Origin of the sequence: Mannheimia granulomatis (genome assembly GCF_011455695.1) — a bacterium.
Lineage (GTDB): Bacteria > Pseudomonadota > Gammaproteobacteria > Enterobacterales > Pasteurellaceae > Mannheimia > Mannheimia granulomatis_A.
Genome location: NZ_CP015030.1, coordinates 2,053,507 through 2,076,598, shown reverse-complemented (window position 1 = coordinate 2,076,598; position 23,092 = coordinate 2,053,507). Strand labels below are relative to the sequence as shown.

The 23,092-nt window shown below is 42.6% G+C and carries 20 protein-coding genes and 1 pseudogene; 1 reads left to right on the top strand and 20 read right to left on the bottom strand.

Annotated features, from left to right (window positions below; genetic code table 11):
- Positions 1–22 precede the first annotated feature (22 nt).
- The 3 genes from pgtP to glpT all read right to left on the bottom strand — a co-directional run bounded on the left by pgtP (position 23) and on the right by glpT (position 4,135).
- Positions 23–1,363 (bottom strand): phosphoglycerate transporter protein PgtP, encoded by a 1,341-nt coding sequence (gene pgtP / locus A4G16_RS10035; protein WP_165889722.1) that lies wholly within the window; start codon positions 1,361–1,363, stop codon positions 23–25.
- A gap of 184 nt (positions 1,364–1,547) precedes the next feature.
- Entirely contained in the window at positions 1,548–2,621 is a 1,074-nt protein-coding gene (glpQ, locus tag A4G16_RS10030) for a glycerophosphodiester phosphodiesterase (protein WP_165889721.1), read from the bottom strand.
- A gap of 68 nt (positions 2,622–2,689) precedes the next feature.
- Positions 2,690–4,135 (bottom strand): glycerol-3-phosphate transporter, encoded by a 1,446-nt coding sequence (gene glpT, locus A4G16_RS10025; protein WP_165889720.1) that lies wholly within the window; start codon positions 4,133–4,135, stop codon positions 2,690–2,692.
- 372 nt (positions 4,136–4,507) lie between these two features.
- On the opposite strand from glpT, the gene A4G16_RS10020 reads away from it, so the two are divergent.
- Positions 4,508–6,097 carry a glycerol-3-phosphate dehydrogenase/oxidase gene (locus tag A4G16_RS10020; protein ID WP_165889719.1) on the top strand — a complete coding sequence of 530 codons (1,590 nt, stop codon included), beginning with the start codon at positions 4,508–4,510 and terminating at the stop codon, positions 6,095–6,097.
- A gap of 72 nt (positions 6,098–6,169) precedes the next feature.
- On the opposite strand, the gene A4G16_RS10015 is transcribed toward A4G16_RS10020, so the two are convergent.
- The 17 genes and pseudogenes from A4G16_RS10015 to A4G16_RS09935 all read right to left on the bottom strand — a co-directional run bounded on the left by A4G16_RS10015 (position 6,170) and on the right by A4G16_RS09935 (position 23,088).
- The gene (locus A4G16_RS10015; RefSeq protein WP_237052372.1) at positions 6,170–6,451 is read right to left on the bottom strand and encodes a hypothetical protein; all 282 of its coding nucleotides are present in this window, start codon (positions 6,449–6,451) and stop codon (positions 6,170–6,172) included.
- A 1-nt stretch (position 6,452) separates the two neighbouring features.
- Entirely contained in the window at positions 6,453–6,848 is a 396-nt protein-coding gene (locus A4G16_RS10010) for a phage holin family protein (RefSeq protein ID WP_165889717.1), read from the bottom strand.
- A gap of 87 nt (positions 6,849–6,935) precedes the next feature.
- Positions 6,936–7,262: pseudogene (locus A4G16_RS10005) on the bottom strand (DUF883 family protein); the annotation flags it as partial.
- A 200-nt stretch (positions 7,263–7,462) separates the two neighbouring features.
- Positions 7,463–8,935, bottom strand: coding sequence for an FGGY-family carbohydrate kinase (locus A4G16_RS10000; RefSeq protein WP_207951364.1), 1,473 nt, complete (start codon positions 8,933–8,935; stop codon positions 7,463–7,465).
- A 90-nt stretch (positions 8,936–9,025) separates the two neighbouring features.
- Positions 9,026–9,919: an SMP-30/gluconolactonase/LRE family protein gene (locus A4G16_RS09995; protein ID WP_165889715.1), complete on the bottom strand. Its 894-nt coding sequence runs from the start codon at positions 9,917–9,919 to the stop codon at positions 9,026–9,028.
- A 277-nt stretch (positions 9,920–10,196) separates the two neighbouring features.
- A complete protein-coding gene (locus tag A4G16_RS09990) occupies positions 10,197–11,306 on the bottom strand; it encodes a substrate-binding domain-containing protein (RefSeq protein WP_165889714.1) in 1,110 nt (369 codons plus the stop codon).
- A gap of 17 nt (positions 11,307–11,323) precedes the next feature.
- Positions 11,324–12,370 carry an ABC transporter permease gene (locus A4G16_RS09985; RefSeq protein WP_006249001.1) on the bottom strand — a complete coding sequence of 349 codons (1,047 nt, stop codon included), beginning with the start codon at positions 12,368–12,370 and terminating at the stop codon, positions 11,324–11,326.
- 193 nt (positions 12,371–12,563) lie between these two features.
- Complete coding sequence (locus A4G16_RS09980; RefSeq protein ID WP_165889713.1) at positions 12,564–14,069, bottom strand: sugar ABC transporter ATP-binding protein; 1,506 nt, start codon at positions 14,067–14,069, stop codon at positions 12,564–12,566.
- Between the two features lie 110 nt (positions 14,070–14,179).
- The gene (locus A4G16_RS09975; protein WP_165889712.1) at positions 14,180–15,163 is read right to left on the bottom strand and encodes a TRAP transporter substrate-binding protein; all 984 of its coding nucleotides are present in this window, start codon (positions 15,161–15,163) and stop codon (positions 14,180–14,182) included.
- 76 nt (positions 15,164–15,239) lie between these two features.
- The gene (locus A4G16_RS09970; RefSeq protein ID WP_165889711.1) at positions 15,240–16,226 is read right to left on the bottom strand and encodes a TRAP transporter substrate-binding protein; all 987 of its coding nucleotides are present in this window, start codon (positions 16,224–16,226) and stop codon (positions 15,240–15,242) included.
- A gap of 94 nt (positions 16,227–16,320) precedes the next feature.
- Positions 16,321–17,598: a TRAP transporter large permease subunit gene (locus tag A4G16_RS09965; protein ID WP_165889710.1), complete on the bottom strand. Its 1,278-nt coding sequence runs from the start codon at positions 17,596–17,598 to the stop codon at positions 16,321–16,323.
- Positions 17,595–18,077: a TRAP transporter small permease gene (locus A4G16_RS09960; RefSeq protein ID WP_165889709.1), complete on the bottom strand. Its 483-nt coding sequence runs from the start codon at positions 18,075–18,077 to the stop codon at positions 17,595–17,597. The genes A4G16_RS09965 and A4G16_RS09960 overlap by 4 nt, the downstream gene beginning before the upstream one ends.
- An 8-nt stretch (positions 18,078–18,085) precedes the next feature.
- The gene (locus A4G16_RS09955; RefSeq protein WP_165889708.1) at positions 18,086–18,547 is read right to left on the bottom strand and encodes a YhcH/YjgK/YiaL family protein; all 462 of its coding nucleotides are present in this window, start codon (positions 18,545–18,547) and stop codon (positions 18,086–18,088) included.
- Between the two features lie 78 nt (positions 18,548–18,625).
- On the bottom strand, positions 18,626–19,624 hold the full coding sequence (gene yiaK, locus A4G16_RS09950) for a 3-dehydro-L-gulonate 2-dehydrogenase (protein WP_027073488.1): 999 nt from the start codon (positions 19,622–19,624) through the stop codon (positions 18,626–18,628).
- Between the two features lie 274 nt (positions 19,625–19,898).
- On the bottom strand, positions 19,899–21,275 hold the full coding sequence (gene trkA, locus A4G16_RS09945) for a Trk system potassium transporter TrkA (protein ID WP_165889707.1): 1,377 nt from the start codon (positions 21,273–21,275) through the stop codon (positions 19,899–19,901).
- Complete coding sequence (gene rsmB, locus A4G16_RS09940; protein WP_165889706.1) at positions 21,276–22,619, bottom strand: 16S rRNA (cytosine(967)-C(5))-methyltransferase RsmB; 1,344 nt, start codon at positions 22,617–22,619, stop codon at positions 21,276–21,278.
- A gap of 43 nt (positions 22,620–22,662) precedes the next feature.
- Complete coding sequence (locus tag A4G16_RS09935) at positions 22,663–23,088, bottom strand: universal stress protein (protein WP_165889705.1); 426 nt, start codon at positions 23,086–23,088, stop codon at positions 22,663–22,665.
- Between the last annotated feature and the right edge of the window lie 4 nt (positions 23,089–23,092).

Here is a 23,092-nt window from a genome sequence, read left to right as displayed (position 1 = left end):
TTTTTATATTGAGGCTTGATATTTAACTGTCTAATTGTTTAGACGTTTTCTTAAACAGTGTCAATGCAATAAAGGCAAAGGCTAAGAAACAAGAGATGATCAAGGCATAGAAACCGCCATCCCAGCCGAACATATCCACTAATTTACCCATCACATAGCCTGCACTTGCAGAACCAAGTAAGTAGCCGAATAAGCCGGTTAAACCTGTTGCCGTCCCTGTTGCCACGCGTGGTACTAAGTCTGCCGCTTGTAAGCCGATCATCATCACCGGGCCGTAAATCAAGAAACCAATCGCCACTAAGCAGATGTTATCGACTAACGGATTGCCTGCCGGGTTTTTCCAGTAAACCACAATCGCAATCAGCACACCCACCATAAACAGTAACATCGGCGGCGCACGGTGACCTTTGAAGACTTTATCGCTTAAATAACCGCTTGCAAGCATACCGAAGATCCCTGCGTATTCATATAAGAAGTATGCCCAGCTCTGTTTATCGACTGAGAAGTGTTTCACTTCTTTTAAGTAAGTCGGTGCCCAGTCGATAATACCGTAGCGAATGAAGTACACAAACACGTTCGCAATCGCAATCGCCCAAAGGAATTTGTTGTTTAAGATATATTTGTAGAAAATATCTTTCGATGAAAGTGTGTGAGCAGATTCTACTTTCTCAACAATTTTCTCACCTTTATACTCATCAACCGGCGGTAAACCTTGTGATTCCGGTGTATCACGCATTAAGTAGAACATCACGAACGCCAGCACAATCGCAATCAACGCAGGCAGATAGAACAGCGACTGCCATACGCCGAAAATCGATAAACCTAAAATTGCCAACGGCCCAATCAAACCGCCACCGAGGTTATGCGACACGTTCCACCAGCTCCACCACACTCCACGTTCGGAGGTTGAGAACCAGTTTGTCATCGTTTTCGCACCCGGCGGATAGCCCATTCCTTGGAACCAACCGTTTAAGGCAGCTAACACAATCATAATCGGAATAGAAGACAACACGCCCGGCACTAAACCGAACACAAGGCTGACAATCGCCGAACCTAACAAACCGATAGTAATAAAGTATTTCGGGTTAGAACGGTCAGACACGTTACCCATAATAAATTTACTGAACCCGTAAGCGAGCGATAACGCCACGCCGACCGTCCCTAAATCGGCTTTGGTAAAGCCATATTCATCAATCAAATACGGCATCGCCAACGAAAAGTTTTTACGAATTAAGTAATACGCTGCATAACCGATAAACACCCCGGCAAACACCTGCCAACGCAATTTACGATACTCAGCATCCACCCGAGAGGCTTCCACCTTTTTCTCAGCCGGTGGAGAGGCTTTTAGAAAGGAAAACATACTACACTCCTCTAGAAATAAACTGTTGCTACACTATACGGATTTAAACTTATTAGAAAAGCAAATTATTCAAGAATTGTGAGCGAGATCAAAAAAATATTGAGCGAAAACGCAAGCGGTCGATTTTTACGAAAATTTTGCAAAATTTCCGGAGAAATCGACCGCTTGTTAGGCTAAAAATGGACTATTTTTGCTTTTTCAAGAACTCCACGCCTGTGTCAGGGAAGTCGGTGAACACGCCGTTTGCACCGGCTTTGTTGAGTAAGGCATCGTACATTTCATCCACATTAGCAAAGAATGGTGGGAGTGCATCTTTACGCACGGTGTATGGGTGCAGATCCATTTTGTATTTTGCCAGCTCTTTGACTAACGGGGTGTAAACAATTTTACCCGGTTGTGATTTCTCTTTGTCGATCAGCATATACCAGCCTGGGCCTACGCCGTCAGCGTATTTCGCCACTTCTGCCATCGCACCGTCTTTGAACATCCAGTCATAATCGTAATTGACCCAGTTGCCGTTTTTATCTTTCTCTTCGGTCTCGTGCCAGTCGGTGTAAGCCACGAGCTGCACTAATTTCACGTCCATACCAAGTTTCGGTAGCAATTCGGTTTTAATGCGTTTTAACTCGTTAAAGTCGAAGGTTTGCAGATAAACCGGCGAGTTTTTGCTGTCGTAGCCGTATTTTTTTAGCACTTTCAGGGTTTCAAGTGCGATGTCTTTGCCCTCTTTGTGGTGTAACCATGGAGCTTTGATTTCAGGATAGATACCGACTTTTTTGCCAGTCGATTTTTCTAAACCTTGGATAAATTCCAGTTCTTCTTCAAGAGTGTGAATGGTGAAGTGCGATTGCCACAGTGGGAAGCGGTTCGGATAAACTTGTACCTGTTTGCCGTCTTTGACTTCAAAGTTTTCGGTCATTTCAAGGGTTTTGATTTCATCAAGGGTGAAATCGACCACATAATAACGACCGTCCGCCCGTTTACGCTCAGGGAATTTTTTCGCCACATCGGTTAAACCGTCTAAGAAGTGGTCGTGAATCACGATAATGCGATTGTCTTTGGTCATCGCAAGATCTTGCTCTAAATAGTCCGCTTGTTGCCCAAAGGCTAAGGCTTTGGATTCCAGCGTATGCTCCGGCAAATAACCACTCGCCCCACGGTGAGCAATAATTAATTTATCTGATTGCTGTGCATAAGCACTCATTGCAACCGCTGAAAGAGTTAATGCTTTAACAAGTGTTGTTAATTTAAATTTCATAATAACCACCTTATTTATTTGAAAATAAAAGGAAGAACAATAGTCCTTCCTTCTAATAATTTAAGCAATTACTTACCGTAATGGTCGCCTAATTTCGCTTTGTGTTTGCCTTCTTCAATCATCACAATGAAGGTTAAAAGAACTGCTAACACACCGCCGCCGATCATCACATAGAAACCGCCGTCCCAGCCGAATTTATCTGCTGCCCAGCCCACAACCGCTTCAGCTGCAACAGTACCACCTAGGTAACCAAATAAACCAGTAAAACCTGCTGCCGTACCTGCCGCTTTTTTCGGTGCAAGCTCAAGAGCGTGTAAACCGATCAGCATAACAGGGCCGTAGATTAAGAAGCCAATAGTGGTCATCCAAACGAAGTCCATTAACTGATATGGGTTTTCATACCACGCTTTACCTGCATAGCTCGCAATTTCTGCTTCCGGTGTAGCCGGGTTGAGCCAGAATGCAACGACCGCTGCGGTGGTTAAAATCATAAAGATGAAGCCGGTTAAACCACGTTTACCTTTTAGTAATTTATCAGAGACCCAACCACAGAGTAGTGTACCTGGAATAGCTGCTAATTCATAAATAGTATATGCCCATGCAGCCCCCTTAATATTAAAATGTTTCACTTCATTCAAATATGTAGGCGACCATTTCAATACACCATAGCGAATTAAGTAAACGAACACATTTGCAATCGCGATATACCATAACAATTTGTTTTTCAACACATAAGTTACAAAAATATCTTTTGTACTTAACTCATGCTCGTAGGTTTTTTCGTTATAGTCATCTGGATAGTCGTTACGCCATTTTTCAACCGGTGGTAAACCGCAAGATTGTGGAGTATCTTTCATTACCATATAAACAAAGATCGAGCAGATCATTGCTAATATACCAGGGTAATAGAGTGCTTGTTGCCAAACATCTTTTGCTTTTGCCTCAACACCAAATTGAGTGAAATATAAAGTAGCAGCAAGTACAACGAGTACGCCAGGTACAACGCCCCCGACATTATGAGCAGTATTCCAAACAGATACTATTGTCCCACGCTCAGACTTAGACCACCAGTGAACCATAGTACGGCCACATGGCGGCCAACCCATACCTTGGAACCAGCCATTCAAGAAGATCATTACCCACATAACTAAAACACTTGATGTTGCCCAAGGCATTAAGCCCATTAGAGTCATACACAAGCCTGATAGCAATAATCCAAATGATAAAAATACTTTAGGATTTGAGCGATCAGAAATAGCTCCCATAAAGAATTTAGATAATCCATAAGCCAAACCAAAAGCAGCACCAGCTGCTCCAAGCTGGCTCTTAGTATATAGCCCAGCCTCAACCAAACCTGGCTTCGCAAGGTCGAAGTTAGCACGCACAAAATAGTAAGCGGCATAGCCGAAGAAAATCCCTGCGAATACTTGCCAACGCAAGAATTTATATCTTGCATCAACTTTATCCGCCGGTAGTTCCGCTATATGCGGAGCGGGTTTAAATGGACCAAACATAATATTCTCCAATAAATATAAATAACTTAGTTAAAACCTCGGAATAATTCCTCTTCAGAGAAAGTCATAATAAATGAAAATTGAAAATGGCAAAGTTATTTTTTACAGAAATGTGATTTATTTCACAAAAAATTCACGTTAAACACCATAAAATATTCGAAAAAGAAAATCTTTATTACTAAAAATTCTATCTTAAACCTATCGCGGTAAATCTCTTCCATAACCGCTAATAATCCTTTAAAAATTAGCGTAATAATATTTTTTTGTGACATAGTTCTAATTTTTGAACAAATAGCTTTTAACTCATTTTATTTTCGTTTATGCTAATTATGTAAAAATCAGATGTTCTTATTCGAACAAAAGGAGTAAAAAATGCAAAGACATGAACAACTAGCTCAATTGCAACAAACTCAAAAATGGGATTTCATTATTATTGGTGGTGGCGCAAGTGGCTTAGGTATTGCTGTAGATACAGCATCTCGTGGCTATAAAACCTTACTGTTGGAAGGCCATGACTTCGCAAAAGGAACTTCAAGCCGTAGTACCAAATTAGTACACGGTGGCGTTCGTTATTTAGCAAATGGGGATGTTGCTTTAGTAAGAGAAGCCTTACGTGAGCGCGGTCGTTTAGCTAAAAATGCAGCACATTTATTTAAAAATCAAAGTTTTATTATTCCAAACTACAAACTAAAAGATTGCGTAATGTATCGTGTTGGCTTAGGTTTATATGATATGCTCTCGGGCAATTTAAGCTTAGGTAAAACCGAAAATATTAGCAAAACCGAAGCAAAAAGACGTTTACCTACATTAAACGATTCCGGCTTACGTACCGGTACTGTTTACCAAGATGGTCAATTTGACGATGCACGACTTGCCATTAATATGGCACAAACCGTGGTTGAACATGGAGGTACGGTACTTAACCATGCTAAAGTGATCTCTTTACACAAAACACCAGCAGGTAAAATTGATAGTGTAACCTTCTATGATGAACTAAATCAACAAGAACACCTTGTATTCGGTACAGCTGTTATTAATGCAACCGGCGTATTTATGAATGATATTTTAAGTATGGATCACGGTAGCCAGAAAAAATTCGTTGTACCAAGCCAAGGTATTCATTTAGTTTTAGATAAATCATTCTTACCAAGCAATGATGCTTTAATGATTCCAAAAACCTCAGATGGTCGAGTATTATTCGCTGTGCCATGGCATGAGGTGCTGGTTGTCGGTACAACTGATACACTTATTGAAAATCCATCTTACGAGCCGATTCCGTTAGAGCAAGAAGTTAACTTTATTTTAGAAACAGCCGGTCAATACCTCACTAAAAAACCAACGCGTGATGACGTAAAAGCAGTTTTTGCAGGACAACGCCCACTTGCTGCGCCGGAAAAAGAAGGTCAAAGTACCAAAGAAGTTTCTCGCAGCCATAAGGTATTGACTGACCCAAATAGCGGCTTAATTACTATTACAGGTGGTAAATGGACAACATATCGCCAAATGGCAGAAGATACTGTTGAAGAAGCCTTAAAAGTGCATTCCACATTAGCTAAAAAACCATGTGTTACAGTGAATTTACCGATTCACGGCAATATCCCGGCAGAAAAAGTCAATCTTCAAGACCATCTTTATGTATATGGATCAGATATTCCACATTTACGTGAATTAATGACAAGTAATCCGGAATATGCAGAAAAAATCCATCCAAGAATGGAATATACTGTTGCTGAAGTAATTTGGGCGGTTCGTCAAGAAATGGCACAAACCGTAGAAGATGTGTTAGCCCGCCGTGTTCGTTTGCTATTTACCGATGCAAGAGCAGCAATCGACAGTGCAGCTAAAGTGGCAGCAATTATGGCAAAAGAATTAGGTAAAGATGAGCTATGGCAACAAGAGCAAGTCACTCAATTCCTTGATGTAGCTAAAAACTATTTATTAGTGGATTATAAACCACAATAATTACGCCAATAACCTAAAGCAAGCGGTTAAAATCTGCAAAAATTTTGCAAATTTTAACCGCTTGTATATTATTTATCGTCTATTACCGTTTCTCTGCTGCAATAAAAATAGTGCAGCCAGCCCCAATGCCGAATAGCCTAAACCTTTAACATTAAATAATCTTTTTATTAAGAAATCCAATGCGACAGTTTTAACTGCAGGCGAGCTTACCAAAGCAAAACCTGTTTCTCTAACTTGTTTAAAAGGTTGGATAATTTCGCTTTTCGTTTTATTGGTTTCTGCTTTAAATCGCATTCTAAGTGCATTACCTTTTAGAATTAAAAGCTCTTTTTCTGTTAATTTCATCTCTTCCATTTTAATGCTCTCCATTCTGTTTCAATGTTAAAGCATTCTTGAATGCGGCAATATCTAATTTTAGCTCTGTTAATGTACTTTGCATAAAATTCCGTTGCTTTTTCAAAGAAGATAAAATCATTACACCGCAAATAACTACAGCAATGAATGCAACAATTGAAATTGCAAAAAATACTTTAATTTTCTGATCAGGCAATAAATAATTATCTAAGCCAAATAATAAACTAATAAATGAAACCAGTAAAAATATAAAACCCAATAATACAAATATTAAAACTGAAACCAGTTGATTTTTTTGCTCACTAATTTCCAGCCTTGCCATTTCACCGCGAACTTGGGCTATTTCCAATAGGGTAATGATACTATTTCTAAATCCTGACTTAATATTATCTAACATTGTTAACATTCCTTATATTAAACAATAAGCCACACCAAATATGGCGTGGCTTAATTATTTAACTCAATAAAAATAAATTAAAAATAATTATCTTCTAGAAATTAAAACACCTAATAATAAGCCAACCACACCAGCAACAGTAATTGCTTTATATGGATTATCTTGAACTAGAGTGTCAGTATTTCTAACTACAGTTTTTGCACTATCAACTGTGTCATCTTTTAAGGTAGCAAAACGACCTTTTACATCATCGAATTGTTTTGATAATTTATCTTTTAATTTTTTATATTCTTCAGTAGAAGAATCTGATGTCTCATTAAATAATTCTTCCGCATTTTTTAAAATATCACGGATTTCATTTGTTAATTCTTCACGCTTCGCATCTAAACTTTTACTCATAACTCTACTCCTTGTGTTTGTGTTGGATTAAATAATAAGTACAGCTAAAACATAATTATTTATGTTTCATTTTTAAAATACCTGTCATATAAACTACTGTCAAGCTTTAATTTAAATATTATTAAATTTAATTAATAAATTAAATGCCACAAAACATCAATAATATTCTCTAATTTTTGCGAAAAATCACTATTTTAAATAGGATACTTCACCTTTTAAATCATTGCTTTTAAAGCTTCTGTCAGCTTTTGATAATGCAGATATTTTGTTTGATAAGCATCGTAATTTTCGCTATTTGGCTCAAACACCTGCATATCGGTATTTAGTGCTTGAACTTGGCTAATATCTTGCCCTGTTGCCTGCATTGCCATTAATGCTGCACCTAAACAACCTGTCTCTTCCACTTGCGGTACTTCCAAACGCATACCGGTTAGATCGGCTAACATTTGCATCCAGACTGTTGATTTCACCGGCCCACCGGTAACCCGTAGCACATTCGTTTGTGGAAAACGAATAAACATACGGTTTAAATGCGTCATTAAGCTAAACAATACACCTTCGTAAATCGCTTGCAACAAATGCATTTGCGTGTGGTAAGACTGCATACCGTAGAAACTTGCCTGCATACCCAAGCCGGCATTAGATCCATACAGAAACGGCACAAACAGTACAGAACTGCCGGCAGGAGGTAATGCCGCAATGCCTTCATTGATTTCTTGGTAGCTTAAATTACTCCACTGTTTTACGAACCACTCTAAATTCCCGGCCGAGGTTGGGCTGGCTTCGTGAACAATAAATTTGCCGGCTTCTGCATAACGTCCATAAACAAAAGGCAACTCTTGGTTAGGATCAAGATAATCGGTAATGCCACTTACTACAGACCAAGTGCCTAGCACCACGTTGAGCTTGCTTTCATCGTCTAGGTTCGTACAGCGAGCGGTAGAGACCACATCAAACAGACCACCGACCACCGGGGTACCTACCGCTAAACCACACCGTTCGGCAGCCTGTTCGGTCACATAACCTGCAATCTCATTCGGCTTAATCACAAGCGGTAGTTTTTCGATGATTTCTTGCAAACCGAGCAACTCCGCTAATGCAGGATCGTATTCTCCCTTCTCCATATTGTAGAGATTACTTTCGGAGATGTTGGTCTCTTCGCAGTGCAGTTCGCCTGTTAAACAAAAACGTAGATAGTCGTGCGACATCAAGACCGAACCAATTTGTGCATAGCGTTCCGGCTCATTCTCTTTAATCCAACGCAAAATCGAAACAGGGTGCCCTGTCCAGAGGGTTTGGCGGGTAATCGGGTAAAGTTTTTGTGGGATCCCCTCAGCTTGCCACTGCTTTACAATTTCAAGCGAGCGTTGGTCGGAAGAAAGAATCGCTCTGCCTAACGGCTGCTTGTTTTTATCCAGCAAAAATGCTCCTTTGCCTTGGGCAGAAATACCGACGCCCTTGATATCACTTGGATTGACGCCACTTTTTTCGACGGTTAAACGTACCACCTCTGCACACACAGCCCAAAGCTGTTGCATATCACGCTCTGCATAGCCTGCTGAATCGCTGATGACAGACACATTTTCTCGATGTAACGCCTTAATATTGCCTTGATTATCAAAAAGCGCGGCTTTAATAAAAGTGCCGCCACAGTCAATGCCAAGAGTATAGTTCATTTTATTTCCCATATTATGAGGACGAAGCACGTCCGTTTTTGTAAAAAATTTCGAAAAAATAACCGCTTGTAGAGCGAAAATGTTTTGCCTTGCTGTTCATTATTACGGCTTCATTGTTAAGCGGTAAACACTATTCGAGCAAGTAATAAACAGCGTTTGCTCGTCATCGCTGAAACTGCAATTTGAGGTCGGTTTACCGAGTACAAAACGCCCGAGTTCCGTGCCGTCCGGCAAGAGGGCAATAATGCCGTTTTCGCACGAGCAGAAAATCACGCCGTTGCGTTTAATGCGAAAGCCGTCCGGAATGCCAGGGTTGATTTCCGCCACATCACAGCGGTTTTTCAATTTGTTGCCGTCCACATCGAACACAACCAAATGGTGCAAGCCGTCGCCGTCAAACTCTACGCTCGACATATCTGCCACATAAAGCTGTTTTTCATCGGGCGACAATGCCAAGCCGTTTGGTCGCATAGTGTTGAAGGTGGCGATATTGAGTTTATCGGTTTTCGGGTCGTAACAATAGACGTAGCAGCCGATAATTTCACTTGGCGATTGCTTGCCTTCGTTGTCGGACAAAATGCCATACGGCGGGTCGGTAAACCAAATTGTGCCGTCCGATTTGACCACCACATCATTCGGCGAATTGAGGCGTTTGCCGTCTAATGTGCCGACTAAAAAACGGTACTCACCGCTTGGGGTAGTTAAGCTGATGCCGCGGTTGCCGTGTTCGCAGGTAATCAGGTTGTCGTTGGCATCAAAGGCGTTGCCGTTGGAAAAGTGCGACGGCTGGCGGAAAATTTGCGTGCCGTTGGCTTCTGTCCAGCGGTACAGTGTGCAGCCTTTCACATCGCTGAAATAAAGTGCCTGTTGAGCTTTGCTCCACGCCGGGCCTTCTGCCCAGATAGCCTGATCAAACAGTTCTTCGATTTCAAAAGTATTGCCGACCAGCTCAACAAAACGCGGGTCGGCTATTTGAGGGATAAATTTATTGCGCATTTTTATTCTGAACTCCGTTTTTGATTCTGCCAAATCTCCCCTAACCCCTCATAGCTCAAAGAGGGGAATTATATTATCTGATGTATAGATTTCTCTCACTCATCAGCAATGTTGTTAAGTAAGATAAATTTCAATTTACTAAGAACAGATCCCCCTCTTTAGCAAAGAGGGGTTAGGGGAGATTTGGCAGTAGCCATAATCGAAGAAATTATTTCATTATTCGTTACAAGCGGTCAGATCTTGTAAAAAATTTGCAAAATCCAACCGCTTGTTGGGGTTACTTCACGCCCCAAATTGCTTTGTAAGCCTCTTTATAACCGTTTTGTGGGTCATAAAGGTTGTTTTCGCCGCCGTCAAAGGCAACATTCTCTTTGGTCACTAAGTGAGCCGGAGTCACGTAGCCGGACGGTTTTTCGTTCGCAAACGCACGGTTTAATTCGTCCACTAACTGCCAGCCGTGGAGGTTGAGCGGTTCTGGCACGGTGGCAAACTGTTTATCACCGGCACGGATACGTTGGTAAGCAGTTACCGAGCCGTCCCCTGCAGAAATGCTAAATGGTTTGTCTTTGTTGGCGGAACGTAGAGATGGCGCCATAAAGTCAAAGTAGAGATCGTTGATGGCTAAGGCGTACTCTAAATCATCACCGTATTTTTGCAGTAAGCTGAAGGTTAAGTTAGGCATACGGCTTGAGGTATCGGCAAGCGGGGTATCGATAAACTCTAACACCTTACACTCCTTACATTTTTCGATCACTTCTTTCATCACGTTCGCTTTGCGTAACGCAATTTCATATAAAGAGTCGGTTAAGATAATCGCTTTCGCTTTACCGTTAGACTCTGCTACCGCCAACATTGCAGATAAGCGAGCAATTTCATCGGAATCAGAGGTTACGTTATAGAAAATGCCGTATTTATCAATCGCACCCGGCTCAGGTGTGGCGTGCCACGCCGCAAGCGTAATGCCGTTTTTAGTTGCTTTTTGCAGTGGGATTTTTGCCACGTTCGGGTTCCAGCCACCAATCACAATCGCATCCGGTTTGCGGGCAATCGCTTGGTTTAAGGCGGCCAGTTGGTTGTTTACCGTGCCTGCACCGTCTAACACATCGAGTTTCCAGCCGGTTGCCCCGACGGCTTCTTTCATCCCGTCAATCACCCCGAGTACGCCGCCGTTTTTCATATCGGATGCGATGAAGATCACGGTTTTGTCTTTTTGTAATTGCGGGCCGGTAGTAGGGCCGTCCCATTTTTCTTGTTTGGCGGTGGCGGCTGCAACGAGTTGCTTCGCTTCTTGCACGAACGGATCGTCGTTTGCAAAAGCTTGGCTGCCGAAAGCTACAGCGGTTAGCGTTGCGAGTGCGGTTAAGGTTGTACGAAATGTGCGTTTCATAATCAAATCCTCAAAGGTTAGTTGGTTGATTTTTTCTGTACAGCTTTTTGGTTTAACAAGCGTTTGCGCTGGGCATAGCCTGCGATAGTGATGGAAAGTAGTAACGTTGCACCGTTAAATAGCGGCTCAACCCAGAACGCTCCACCAAATTGTTGAATACCTGAAATCCCGATAGCGAGAATGGCGATACCGACCACCGTTCCCCACACGTTAATCCGTCCCGGGCGAATTGTGGTACTGCCTAAGAATGCTCCGACTAATGCAGGCAGTAAGTAGTCCATACCCACGCTTGCTTGACCGACGCCTTGTTGTGCAGAAATCAGCACACCGGTAAAGGCAGTGATCACGCTCGAGACAATAAACGGCACGATAGTGTATTTTTTGATGTTAATCCCGTTTAAACGAGCAGCGGTTGGATTACCACCGACGGCGTACATACAACGCCCTGTTGGGGTGTGTTCGGTGACTAACCACATCACGATAGCCACCGCCAACACATAGAAGGCAGAGATTGGAATGCCGAAAATCTCCGTGCTGTTTAGGGCGATAAATTCATCGGGTAAATCCCCCACAATTTGACGACCGCCTGAGTGCCATAACGCCACGGCATACAGCACTGTACCTGAACCTAAGGTTGCCACGAAGCTGTCGATATCTGCTAATGCGACTAAAATCCCATTCAGCAAGCCGTAAAGGGCAGCGATCACTAGCACGATGAGAATCGCCATATACCACGAGAAGCCGTATTGCACTTGCAGGGTAATCACTAAAATGTGCCATAACACGATCCCAAAACCGACGTTCAAGTCGATTTTACCCACGATCATCGTGGTGGTTGCCGCTAAGGCTAACAGGGCGATTTTTGATTTACTTTCTAAAATCGCATTTAAAGTGAGCATTGAGGCGAAAGACTCGGTGGTGAGTGAGAAAATAATCACCAACAGCACGCAAAGCCATAATAAGCCGTAGCGGGTGGACATTTGCGAGAACCACGCCATAAAGCCATCACGGGCGATAGAGACGGGTTGTTCTAACGCAGTGGATTTAATATTTGTTTGAGCCATAGATTACTCCGTTTAAATTCTGTCGTTTCCCCTCGCCCGCTTGCGGGAGAGGGAGGAGAAAGCCGTGAGGCTTTCGGAGGGAGAGGGTTTGCAATATTTTTAAGAAAAATGACCGCTTGTTTGCCCTCTCTCTGCTCAAAATAGCCTTACGCTATTTTGAGCTGTCTCTCTCCCGCAAGCGGGCGAGAGTAAGTTATTGTTGTTTCGACTGACTATCCGATGCCAACGCCAGCAAATTCGCAAAGGTGACTTCTTCATTCAGCAGTTCGCCCGCAATTTCGCCACGGTTGAAGACTAACGCACGGTTGCATAAATGGGCGATCTCTTCAAAGTCGGTGGAAATCACGATAATTGCCACGCCTTCAGCGAGTGCTTTGTTGAGCAGATCGTAAATTTCTGCCCTTGCCCCCACGTCCACACCGGCGGTTGGGTCTTCCAAAATCAGGATTGGCGTATTAAGGTGCATCCAACGTGCCAACACGATTTTCTGTTGGTTACCGCCGGATAAGGCACTGGCATCAATAAACAGGTTTTTCGGGCGAATATCGAACAGTTGGAATTTGTACCAGCTCTCGCCCCACTCCTCACGGCGGGAATAGCGTTTTAATGCTGAATGCCCGCTTAAAACAGGGTTGATAAACAGGTTTTCGCTGGTGGTCATCGACATAAACACACTTTCACGGGTGCGGTCGCCTGCCACTAACGCAACACCTTTGGCAATCGCCTCTTGCGGATTTTTGGCGGAATATGACCGCTTGTCTAAGTGGATTTCGCCTTTGTCGAGCGTACGTTCGCCGAATAATAAACGTCCGATCTCCTCTTGGCCTGCACCACGTAGCCCTGCTAACGCAATCATCTCGCCTTTGTGCAGGCGGAAATTGACCGGGCCGGTGTCGCCCACCACCACATTTTCAAGGCTTAAAATTTCAGGGGTGTTGGTTGGTAAATCGACACGCTGTCTGCCACGACTTTCTTCGCCGACAATCGCTTTTACCAAGCCTTTCACATCGTAAAGTTTGGTTTCGCCTTCCGCGACAGGGAAGCCATCACGCATTACAAGAATACGGTCGGAAATGGCGATCACTTCGTCTAAACGGTGGGTTACATAGATCATTCCCACGCCTTGCTCACGCAAGCGGTTGAGTACAGTGAAAAGATGTTCTACGTCTGAGGCCGGAAGAGACGCGGTGGGTTCGTCTAACACTAAAATTTCAGCATTAACGGCAATCGCACGGGCTATTGCAAGTAATGCTTTTTCAGTGCGACTTAAATCAAATACACGGGTGTCGGCAGAGAGTTTAATGCCAACGAAGTCTAAGGCTTTTTGCGATTGTTCACGCACTTTCGCCCAGTCGATTAAACCGAAGCGGCGTGGGAAGCCCATCACAAACGCCATATTTTCGGCAATCGTCATCCACTCAATTAAGCCAAGGTCTTGGTGGATAAAAGCAATCGGTTTTTTGTTGCCTTTTTCAAGGGCGTGGGCGGATTGGATTTTTTGATTGTGGAAAAGAATGTCGCCCTCATCACGGTCGTAAATACCGGCGAGGATTTTAATCAAGGTGGATTTGCCTGCCCCGTTTTCACCGAGCAGGGCAACAATTTCGCCCGAATAAATATCGAGGCTGACATCATTCACTGCGGTATGGCTGCCGAAGCGTTTGATGATATGTTGCATACTTAAAATGGGCTGTGCCATTGCTCCTCCTTTGAGGAAGTTGTTTGTAAAATTTTTTACTTTTTTGACCGCTTGTACCTCACACGAGCCGTGTGAGGTTAGTCTAACCGAGCCACGCTGTGGCTCTATTTTTATTTCGCCAATGCATCAATTGCTTTGACTAAATCATCGCCGTTTTTCTCAATAAACGCTTTTCGGGTTTCAGCAGAAACGGCATTTTTGAATGGCGTGGTGTCGAGGTTATCGACAAATTCAATACCCGCTTTTTTCAGAGAATCAATGATTTTTTGCTCATTCTCTAAATTAAGCTGGCGTTGATAATTACCTGCCTCTTGGGCGGTTTCCACCAATACTTTTTGTTGCTCAGGCGATAACGCATCAAATTTCGCTTTATTCATTACCACAATTAACGGGGTGTAGCCGTGGTTGGTAAAGCTGAAATATTTTTGCACTTCATACAGTTTTGCTGACCAGAAAATACCGATTGGGTGTTCCTGTGCATCAACCGCTTTGGTTTCAAGTGCGGTGTAAAGCTCAGATAACGGCATTGGCACCGGGTTTGCCCCTAAGATAGAGAAGGCTTGAATGTACATTGGGTTTTGGTTGGTACGGATTTTTAGGCCTTTGATATCCTCAGGTTTGGTAATAGGATGTTTTGAGTTAGAAAACGCTCTGAAACCTACCTCCCAAAACGCTAAGCCTTTTAAGCCCTGCTCTTCAAGGGATTTCAATAAGCCTTGCCCGATTTCACCGTCTAATGCTGCATAAGCATGGTTACGATCTTTAAAAATAAACGGAATATCAATCACATTTAATTTCGGCACTAAACCTGTGAAGTTAGATGAGCTGGACATTGCCAAATCAATCGTACCGCCACGCACACCGCTGATGGCGGTTTGGGCATTGCCGAGAGTGCTGTCGGGGAACAGACTTAATTTAATTGCTTTGTTGGATTTTTCTTGCAGCAACTCATTGAATTTTTTCGCCGCAATGTGTTGAGTATCTGAGCGAGGGGCTTCATAGGCAAAGCGGAAATTGCTTTCTGCCTGAGCAGTGGAAAACAGAGAAAAGCCGGCAACTAATGCAGCAAGGGTTCTGAGGTTAAAAAGTTTCATAGTCTCTCCTAAGAATGTCGAGTCTATACTGCAACTCCCCCGCGTTGGGGGAGTTTTAGACTTAAATGAAGTCAATTTATTGAGCTAAAGCATCCACTTTTTTCAATAAGTCATCGCCGTGTTTTTCAACGAAGGCTTTACGCACTTCAGCTTCAATCGCGGCTTTGAACGGTGCGTTATCCACTTTTTCGATCACTTCGATACCTGCTTTGCGTAATTTCTCGATGATCTCTTTCTCGTTTTTCACGTTCAGGTCACGTTGGAATTGACCTGCTTCTTTTGCTGCAGCTAATAATGCGTTTTGAAGCTCAGGGGATAAGCTGTCGAATTTCGCTTTATTCATAACCACGATTAACGGCGTGTAGCCGTGGTTGGTTAAGCTTAAATGTTTTTGTACTTCATATAGTTTTGCAGACCAGAAAATGCCGATTGGGTGCTCTTGAGCATCGACTGCACGGGTTTCTAATGCAGTGTACAGCTCAGATAACGGCATTGGTACTGGGTTACCACCTAACAAGTTGAACGCTTGAATGTACATCGGGTTTTGGTTGGTACGGACTTTTAAGCCTTTGATGTCTTCCGGTTTGTTTACGGCGTGTTTAGAGTTTGAGAACGCACGGAAGCCCACATCCCAGAATGCTAAACCTTTTAAGCCTTGTGCTTCTAAATCTTTTAATAAGCCTTGACCGATTTCACCATCTAACACTTTGTAAACGTGCTCACGATCTTTGAAGATAAACGGAATGTCGATCACGTTTAATTTTGGCTCTAAGCCGGTGAAGTTGGGTGAACCTGACATTTCAATATCAATCGTCCCGCCACGCACGCCGCTGATCATGGTTTGTGCGTTACCGAGAGTACTGTCTGGGAACAATTTTAATTTGATTTCACCTTTCGTTTTTTCAGCCAATAACTCATCGAATTTTTTTGCTGCGATGTGTTGGCTGTCGGAACGTGGTGCTTCATAACCGAAACGTAGTGAAGTTTCAGCCATTGCTGAAGAACTCATTACGGCAACACCTGCGACTAAGGCAGCTAAGGTTTTTAAATTAAAAAGTTTCATAGGGTTCTCCTGTGATAAACAAATTGTGGGGTGCAAGCGGTCGATTTTTACAAATTTTTTGCAATTTCTCACCGCTTGCAAAGTTAAATTTCATTTACTGCATCCATTCCAACGGCACAAGTACCAGTGACGGGAAGAACACCAATAAAAGTAACAAGAAAATCATCATCATTAAGTAAGGGAACACACCCCGAGCTGCTTGGTCAAACGGCAGTTTAGATACGCCGGTTATCACGTTTAACACGTTACCCACCGGCGGGGTAATTAAGCCGATTGAGGTATTGAGAATAAACAGCACGCCGAAATAAACCGGGTCGATCCCAGCCTCTTCCACTAACGGCATCAGTACCGGCGTGAGAATTAAGACCGTTGGGGTTAAGTCCATCACCATACCAATAATGAAGACTGCAAACATAATCACTAATAACAAGGTTGTCGGGCTTTCAATTAACGGCTCTAACAATTCAGTTAACATTGTCGGTAATTCTGCCACCGTAATTAACCAGCCTGTTACGTTAGCCGCTGCAACCAAGAACATGACCACGGCGGTGGTTTTCGCTGCGGCTAATACGACTTTGTATAAATCTTTGAGCTTCATTTCACGGTAAACGAACAGCGAAACAATCAAAGCATAGAAAGTCGCCACTGCACCGGCTTCGGTTGGGGTAAACATCCCTGAACGAAAACCACCGATAATGATCACAGGCAGTAACAACGCCCAAATACTGTTTTTAAACGAAATGCACAGTTCTTCTTTGGTCGCTTTGGAGAAGGTCATTAAATCTAAACGCTTCGCTTGCCACCACCATAACAGGGCTAAGAAAATTCCCATCATAATGCCCGGGAAAATACCGGCCAAGAACAGTTTGGTAATAGAGACACCGCTTGCCACACCGAATACGATAAACGGAATACTTGGCGGAATAATCGGGGCGATAATCCCTGCTGTGCCGATTAAGCCAGCGGATTTGTCAATCGGATAGCCGGTGGTTTTCATCATCGGCAGCAGCATCGCTGCAACTGCCGCAGTATCCGCCACCGCAGAGCCGGAAAGGCTTGCCATAATCATGGCGGCGAGAATTGCTACAAAGCCCAAACCGCCGCGTTTGTGGCCGACTAATTTCATCGGCAGGTCGATAATCCGTTTGGATAAGCCGCCCTCATTCATAATTTCACCCGCAAGGATAAAGAACGGAATCGCCATTAGCGAGAAGCTGTCTGCACCGCTGACGATTTGTTGAGCAAGAATTTGTGAATCGAATAAATCCAAATGCAGCATTAACGCTACGCCACATACGAGTAGTGAGAAGGCAACAGGAATCCCTAGAATGATAGAGCCTAGTAAGACCGAAAGAAAAATTACGACTGTCATTTAACTTCTCCTTTCGCAATAACGCCGATATTTCCAATAATTCTAGCGGCAATTAAGGTAGCAATTAACACACCGGCGACTGTACTTGCTAAGAAGGTAATGCCTTGCGGCAAACCTGAAATTGGAGCAAGGTTATGCAGGTTTAAGTTAAATTGAATCCAGCTACCGTCAATGATTAAATAGCAGCAGAACAACATAATACAATCTGTTAGCACACCTAATACTTTCTTCTTCATTGGTGAAAGTTTATCTGTCAGCATAGTGACACTTACGTGCTGATTTTCACTAAATGCCAATACTGCACCTAAAAAGGTGAGCCAAACGAACATAAAACGAGAAATTTCTTCGGTGACGTTAATGCTGCTGTTAAAGCCATAACGTAGAACCACATTGAGGAAAACCAAAATCGACATTGCCGATAAAATAATTACCGCCAACACCTCTAATACTTTTCCGGTTAATTGTACAAAGGCTCTCATAAGTTACCTCAAATCTCACTCATCGCAATTTTTACGACCACTTTGCGGATTTTTGCCTCACCGGCAAAAATTGCCGTGCGGTGCGTATCTTCAGGGAAAAATACCGCAAAGTTACCTGCTTCGCAGCGGAATTCATTTTCGTTTTGCACCGATGCGTAAAATTTAATATCACGCTCAGGATTATATTCCACCGCTACAGGGTTATTGCCTAAATCAATGGAGGCAGCCATTAATTCCACCCCTTTATGTAAATATTGCACATCTAAATAATTTTGATGAACTTCCGGCTGAAACGCGGATTTCTCTTTTGTTTCAAGATCTAACACTTGAACGTAAATACGACGACCTTTTAATTCGTAAACACCTGCTTCCATCGCGTCAAAATCGGTATTTTTTAAATAATCCAACGCAAATTGAACTGCTTTTGGATATTGTGCAGGGTTGTAATTTGAAATATGACCGAAAAACATTGATTGCTCCGTTCGTTGTACCCCACACGAGCCGTGTGGGGTTTACGCATTCCTCAGAGGCTCCGCCTCTGTCCTAAATTACAGCGACTGTAATTTCGCCCACACGGTGTCATCGACCGGAATACCGTTGGCTTTGTTGTCAGCGAGAATTTGGGTGAACTCGTGGCCAGGTAAGCGAACAGCAACATCCGGGTCTGCACGCTCTGCTGTGCGAACGTAATCCATAATACGGTTAAGTTTTTCGTCTTTGGTTTTGCCGTCAATCAGTCTATCGACTTCAATTGCAATAAACACCTGGGAAACGCAGTATTCGTCATCTTTATCTTCGGTAACCGCAGCAGTGGATTCACCGTTAGAAAGCAGGGTTGCGATCATATCTAACACAATCGATAAGCCCGAACCTTTCCAGAAACCCATTGGCATTAAACGACGGTTTTTCTCCACTGTTGCGGGGTCGCGGGTTGGGTTGCCCTCATCATCAAAACCAGCATCCACGAAGGTTTGGCGACCGGCTAAGCGGTGCACTTCGAGCATTCCGTATGAGTACATTGAGCAAGACATATCCACCATTGTGATTGGTGTGGTTGGCACTGCAACGATTAACGGATTAGTCCCGATACGGCACTCTTTCGCTCCCCAAGGTGGCATTACCGCTAAAGCGTTCGTCCAGCAGATACCGATGTAGCCTTTCTCCGCTGCTTGCCAGCCGTAAGAACCGCCTCGCATCCAGTGGTTTGCGTTACGCAATGCAACAACACCGATCCCGTTTTGGGAGGCAAGCTCCATCGCTCTATCCATCATTTTTTTGGCGGTTAAGTTACCGATGGCTTGATGAGCATCCCACTGCTCAATTGCCCCTAATGAAAGCACTTTGGTTGGCACCGCTTCAGGCACAATATCGCCATTCTCTAATTGCTGAATAAAACGTGGAAAACGGTTTACCCCGTGGGAATACGCACCTGCTTGTGTAGTGTCGGCAAATACCGTTGCGCACTCTTCAGCAATTTCTTCACGTACATTACGGGAAAGTAAAACGCGTTTAAACTGTGCTTTTAAATCTTCATAAGATACTCGAATAGTCATTTTGGATACCTCTAACGCTTAGGATTTCAAATAGTAAAATTACGTTTCACAAGTTACTCCCAAGACACTTCAAAGTCAATGAAAGTAAAAATATAAAAACCTTTTAAAATCAAATGCTTATAAATTTTTTTGTAAATTTGAGAGGTAGATCACACTTTTGTAATGAATAAGATAGGCAGTTAGGAAAAGAAAAGAGGAGAAAATAAATGATGGTATGAATCTAACAAGCGGTAAGTTTTTAATAAAAACTTACCAACTTATTTGAGAGTTATAAGAAGAACACACCTATCTGGAACAGTTTTTCAATTTCATCAATTTGTTTTTTATCATTTACAAAAATAATGACACGGTCATGTTCTTTAATAATAGTGGATTTATGGGCTATAATCACTGCCTCACCACGCACAATCGCACCAACAATCGCACCTTGCGGCAGTTTTAAATCTTTAATTTGACGACCAACCACTTTAGAGGTAGTTTCATCACCGTGTGCGATGATCTCCACTCCACCGGCAACCCCTAATTTTAAAGAAGAAACTTGTAAAATATCCCCTTTTCGCACATAGCTAGCTAACGCAGAAATGGTAGCTTGTTGAGGAGAAATTGCAATATCAATCGTTCCGCCTTGAATAAGGTGTAAATAGGCTAAACGTTGCACAAGGATAATCACTTTTTTCGCACCTAAACGCTTTGCCAATAACGCTGCCATAATATTGGATTCGTCATCGCTGGTTACAGCAAGGAATAAATCAATATTCTCAATATGCTCTTCAAACAGCAATTCTTCATCGGAGGCATCGCCGGTTAATACTAAAGTATTGGAGAGTTTTTCCGCTAATTTTTCCGCTAGTTTCGGGTTACGCTCTATAATTTTTACCCTATATTGATCTTCCAAATCTTGCGCTAAAGAAGACCCAATACTTCCTCCCCCCACAATCATAATACGTTTATGCGGTCGATCTAAACGCTGTAATTCACTCATCACAGCCCGAATATGTTGGGTTGCACAGATAAAAAAGACTTCATCTCCGGCCTCAATAATAGTTGAGCCTTGCGGAAAAATCGGTTTATCTTGCCGGAAAATAGAGACTATTCTTGCCTCAATATGAGGCAGGTGATCCTTTAATGCCGAAATCGGGTACCCGACTAAAGGACCACCATAATAAGCTTTCACATTCACCAAGCTCACTAATTCATCGGCAAAATGCGCAATTTGTAATGCTCCTGGGTAGTGGATTAAACGCAAAATATCTTTTTTCACCAAAATTTCAGGAGCAATAATATGGTCTATAGGCAAGACATCATCATTAAAAAGCTGATCTTTTTCCCGCACATAGTCTGCACTGCGAATACGGGCAATTTTGGTTGGCACATTAAATAAAGTGTAAGCCACTTGGCAGGCAATCATATTTACTTCATCACTATCGGTCACTGCGACCAAAAGATCAGCATCATTCGCCCCAGCCTCACGCAATACACGGGGCGATGCATATTCACCACGAATGACCTGTAAATCATGTTTATCTTTTAGCTTATCTAATCGTGCGGGGTCGTTATCAACCAAAACAATATCATTGTCCTCACTCACTAAATTTTCTGCCAGCGTTGAGCCTACTTGCCCCGCCCCTAAAATGATAATTTTCATTTAATTTACCACTTTTTGTAATTTTGCATAGAAGAAACCATCTCCACCGTTTTCATGCGGAAAAAACTGTTTTTCTACTACTTTTTCACCGTTAAAGTTCATCTCTACCTGTTTAGCATCAGGATGAGATTGCATAAACTTCTTGATTTGCTCGCTGTTTTCATCAGGAAGAACAGAACAGGTTGCATAAAGTAAGATACCCTTTGGTTTCAATCTTGCCCATAAAGCCTCAAGAATGTTTTTCTGTAATGCAGCTAATTCAGCAATATCACCTTCTTTGCGTAGCCATTTAATATCAGGATGGCGACGAATGACTCCGGTTGCCGAACAAGGTGCATCAAGTAAAATGCGATCAAACATCACATCATCCGTCAGCCATTCTTGCGGTTTTGAAGCATCTCCACAGATGACTTGTGCAGCCTGTCCAAGTCGAACTAAATTTTCACGCACGCGTTTTAAACGACTTTCTTCAATATCTAAGGCAATCACGTTTGCTTGTGGGGCTTTTTCTAAAATATGGGTAGTTTTACCACCCGGTGCAGCACAGGCATCTAAAATCGTTTCGCCGTTTTTAGCCTCTAACAATTCCGCAGCCCATTGTGCGTGAACATCTTGCACCGTTGCCCAGCCTTGTTCAAAATTCATAAGCTGATTTACTGCCACAGGTTTATCTAACAGTAATGCACAATCAGGCGTACAAGCGGTAGAATTTTGCAAATTTTTTGCAACCATCTCCCCCAACAACACCAAATAATCTTTCGCTTTAATATGTTGTTGGTTTACCCGAATCCACATAGGAGGGCGTTGGTTATTAGCTTCAATAATATCACGCCAATCTGGATAGGCTTTTTTCAGCTTATTTACCAGCCATTCAGGGTGATAAGTCTGCCAATGCTTATCAACTTTCGCCAAAATTTCATCCTGCTCACGTAAAAAACGACGTAGCACACCATTAGTTAATGCTCGAAAGCTATCCAGTTTTAATGCTTTGGTAGCATTCACTACTTCATCCACAGCAGCATGAGGCGGCACTCGCATATAAAGTAATTGATATAATCCCACTAATAACAAACAATGCACCAAACGCGTTTTGCCTTTAAGCGGTTTTTCTACCAATAATTTGATGATCGATTCCAAGCGGGGCAGCATTCGACATACCCCAAAAGTGATTTCTTGCACCAAGGGAAAATCTTTAGGGTCTAGCTGTTTTTGTGCTTCAGGGATTAAGGTAGAAAGCGATTTACCTTGGTCTAGCACTTGTAAAATAATGTTCGCACTAATAGCTCTAGGAGAAAGTGCACGAGAAGAAAGTTTTTTCGTTTTTGTCATAAATAAAAATGCCATTCGAGCAGAATGGCACTATTGTAACTGAATAACGCAAGATTTGTTATCTTAACACTAAAATTGGCTTGCTGGTGTTACGAGCAACTTTAACGGTATTGGAACTTAATCCTTTTGCTTTAGGCTTGCTACTTGCCAACATTAAGATTAAATCCACTGATTTTTCATCAGCAATACGGCAAATTTCTTCGTAAATAGTGCCGTAAGCCACGATATGTTGCACTTTTGAACCTTCCGGAAAGTGCGTTTTTGTAAAATCATGCAATTTTTGATTAGCTTCTTGTACTACTTCTTTATCAAAGTTTTTAGGTAAGAAAGCCGAAATTAAGCTGTTATCCACAGGCTCAATGATTGAAACGACACGATAAACCGCATTTGGATTTTTTGCCGTAATTTGTAGTGCGGTATCTACTACATATTTAGCACTATTAAGATCAGCTAAATCAATCGCAATAAGTAATTTATTATACATAGTT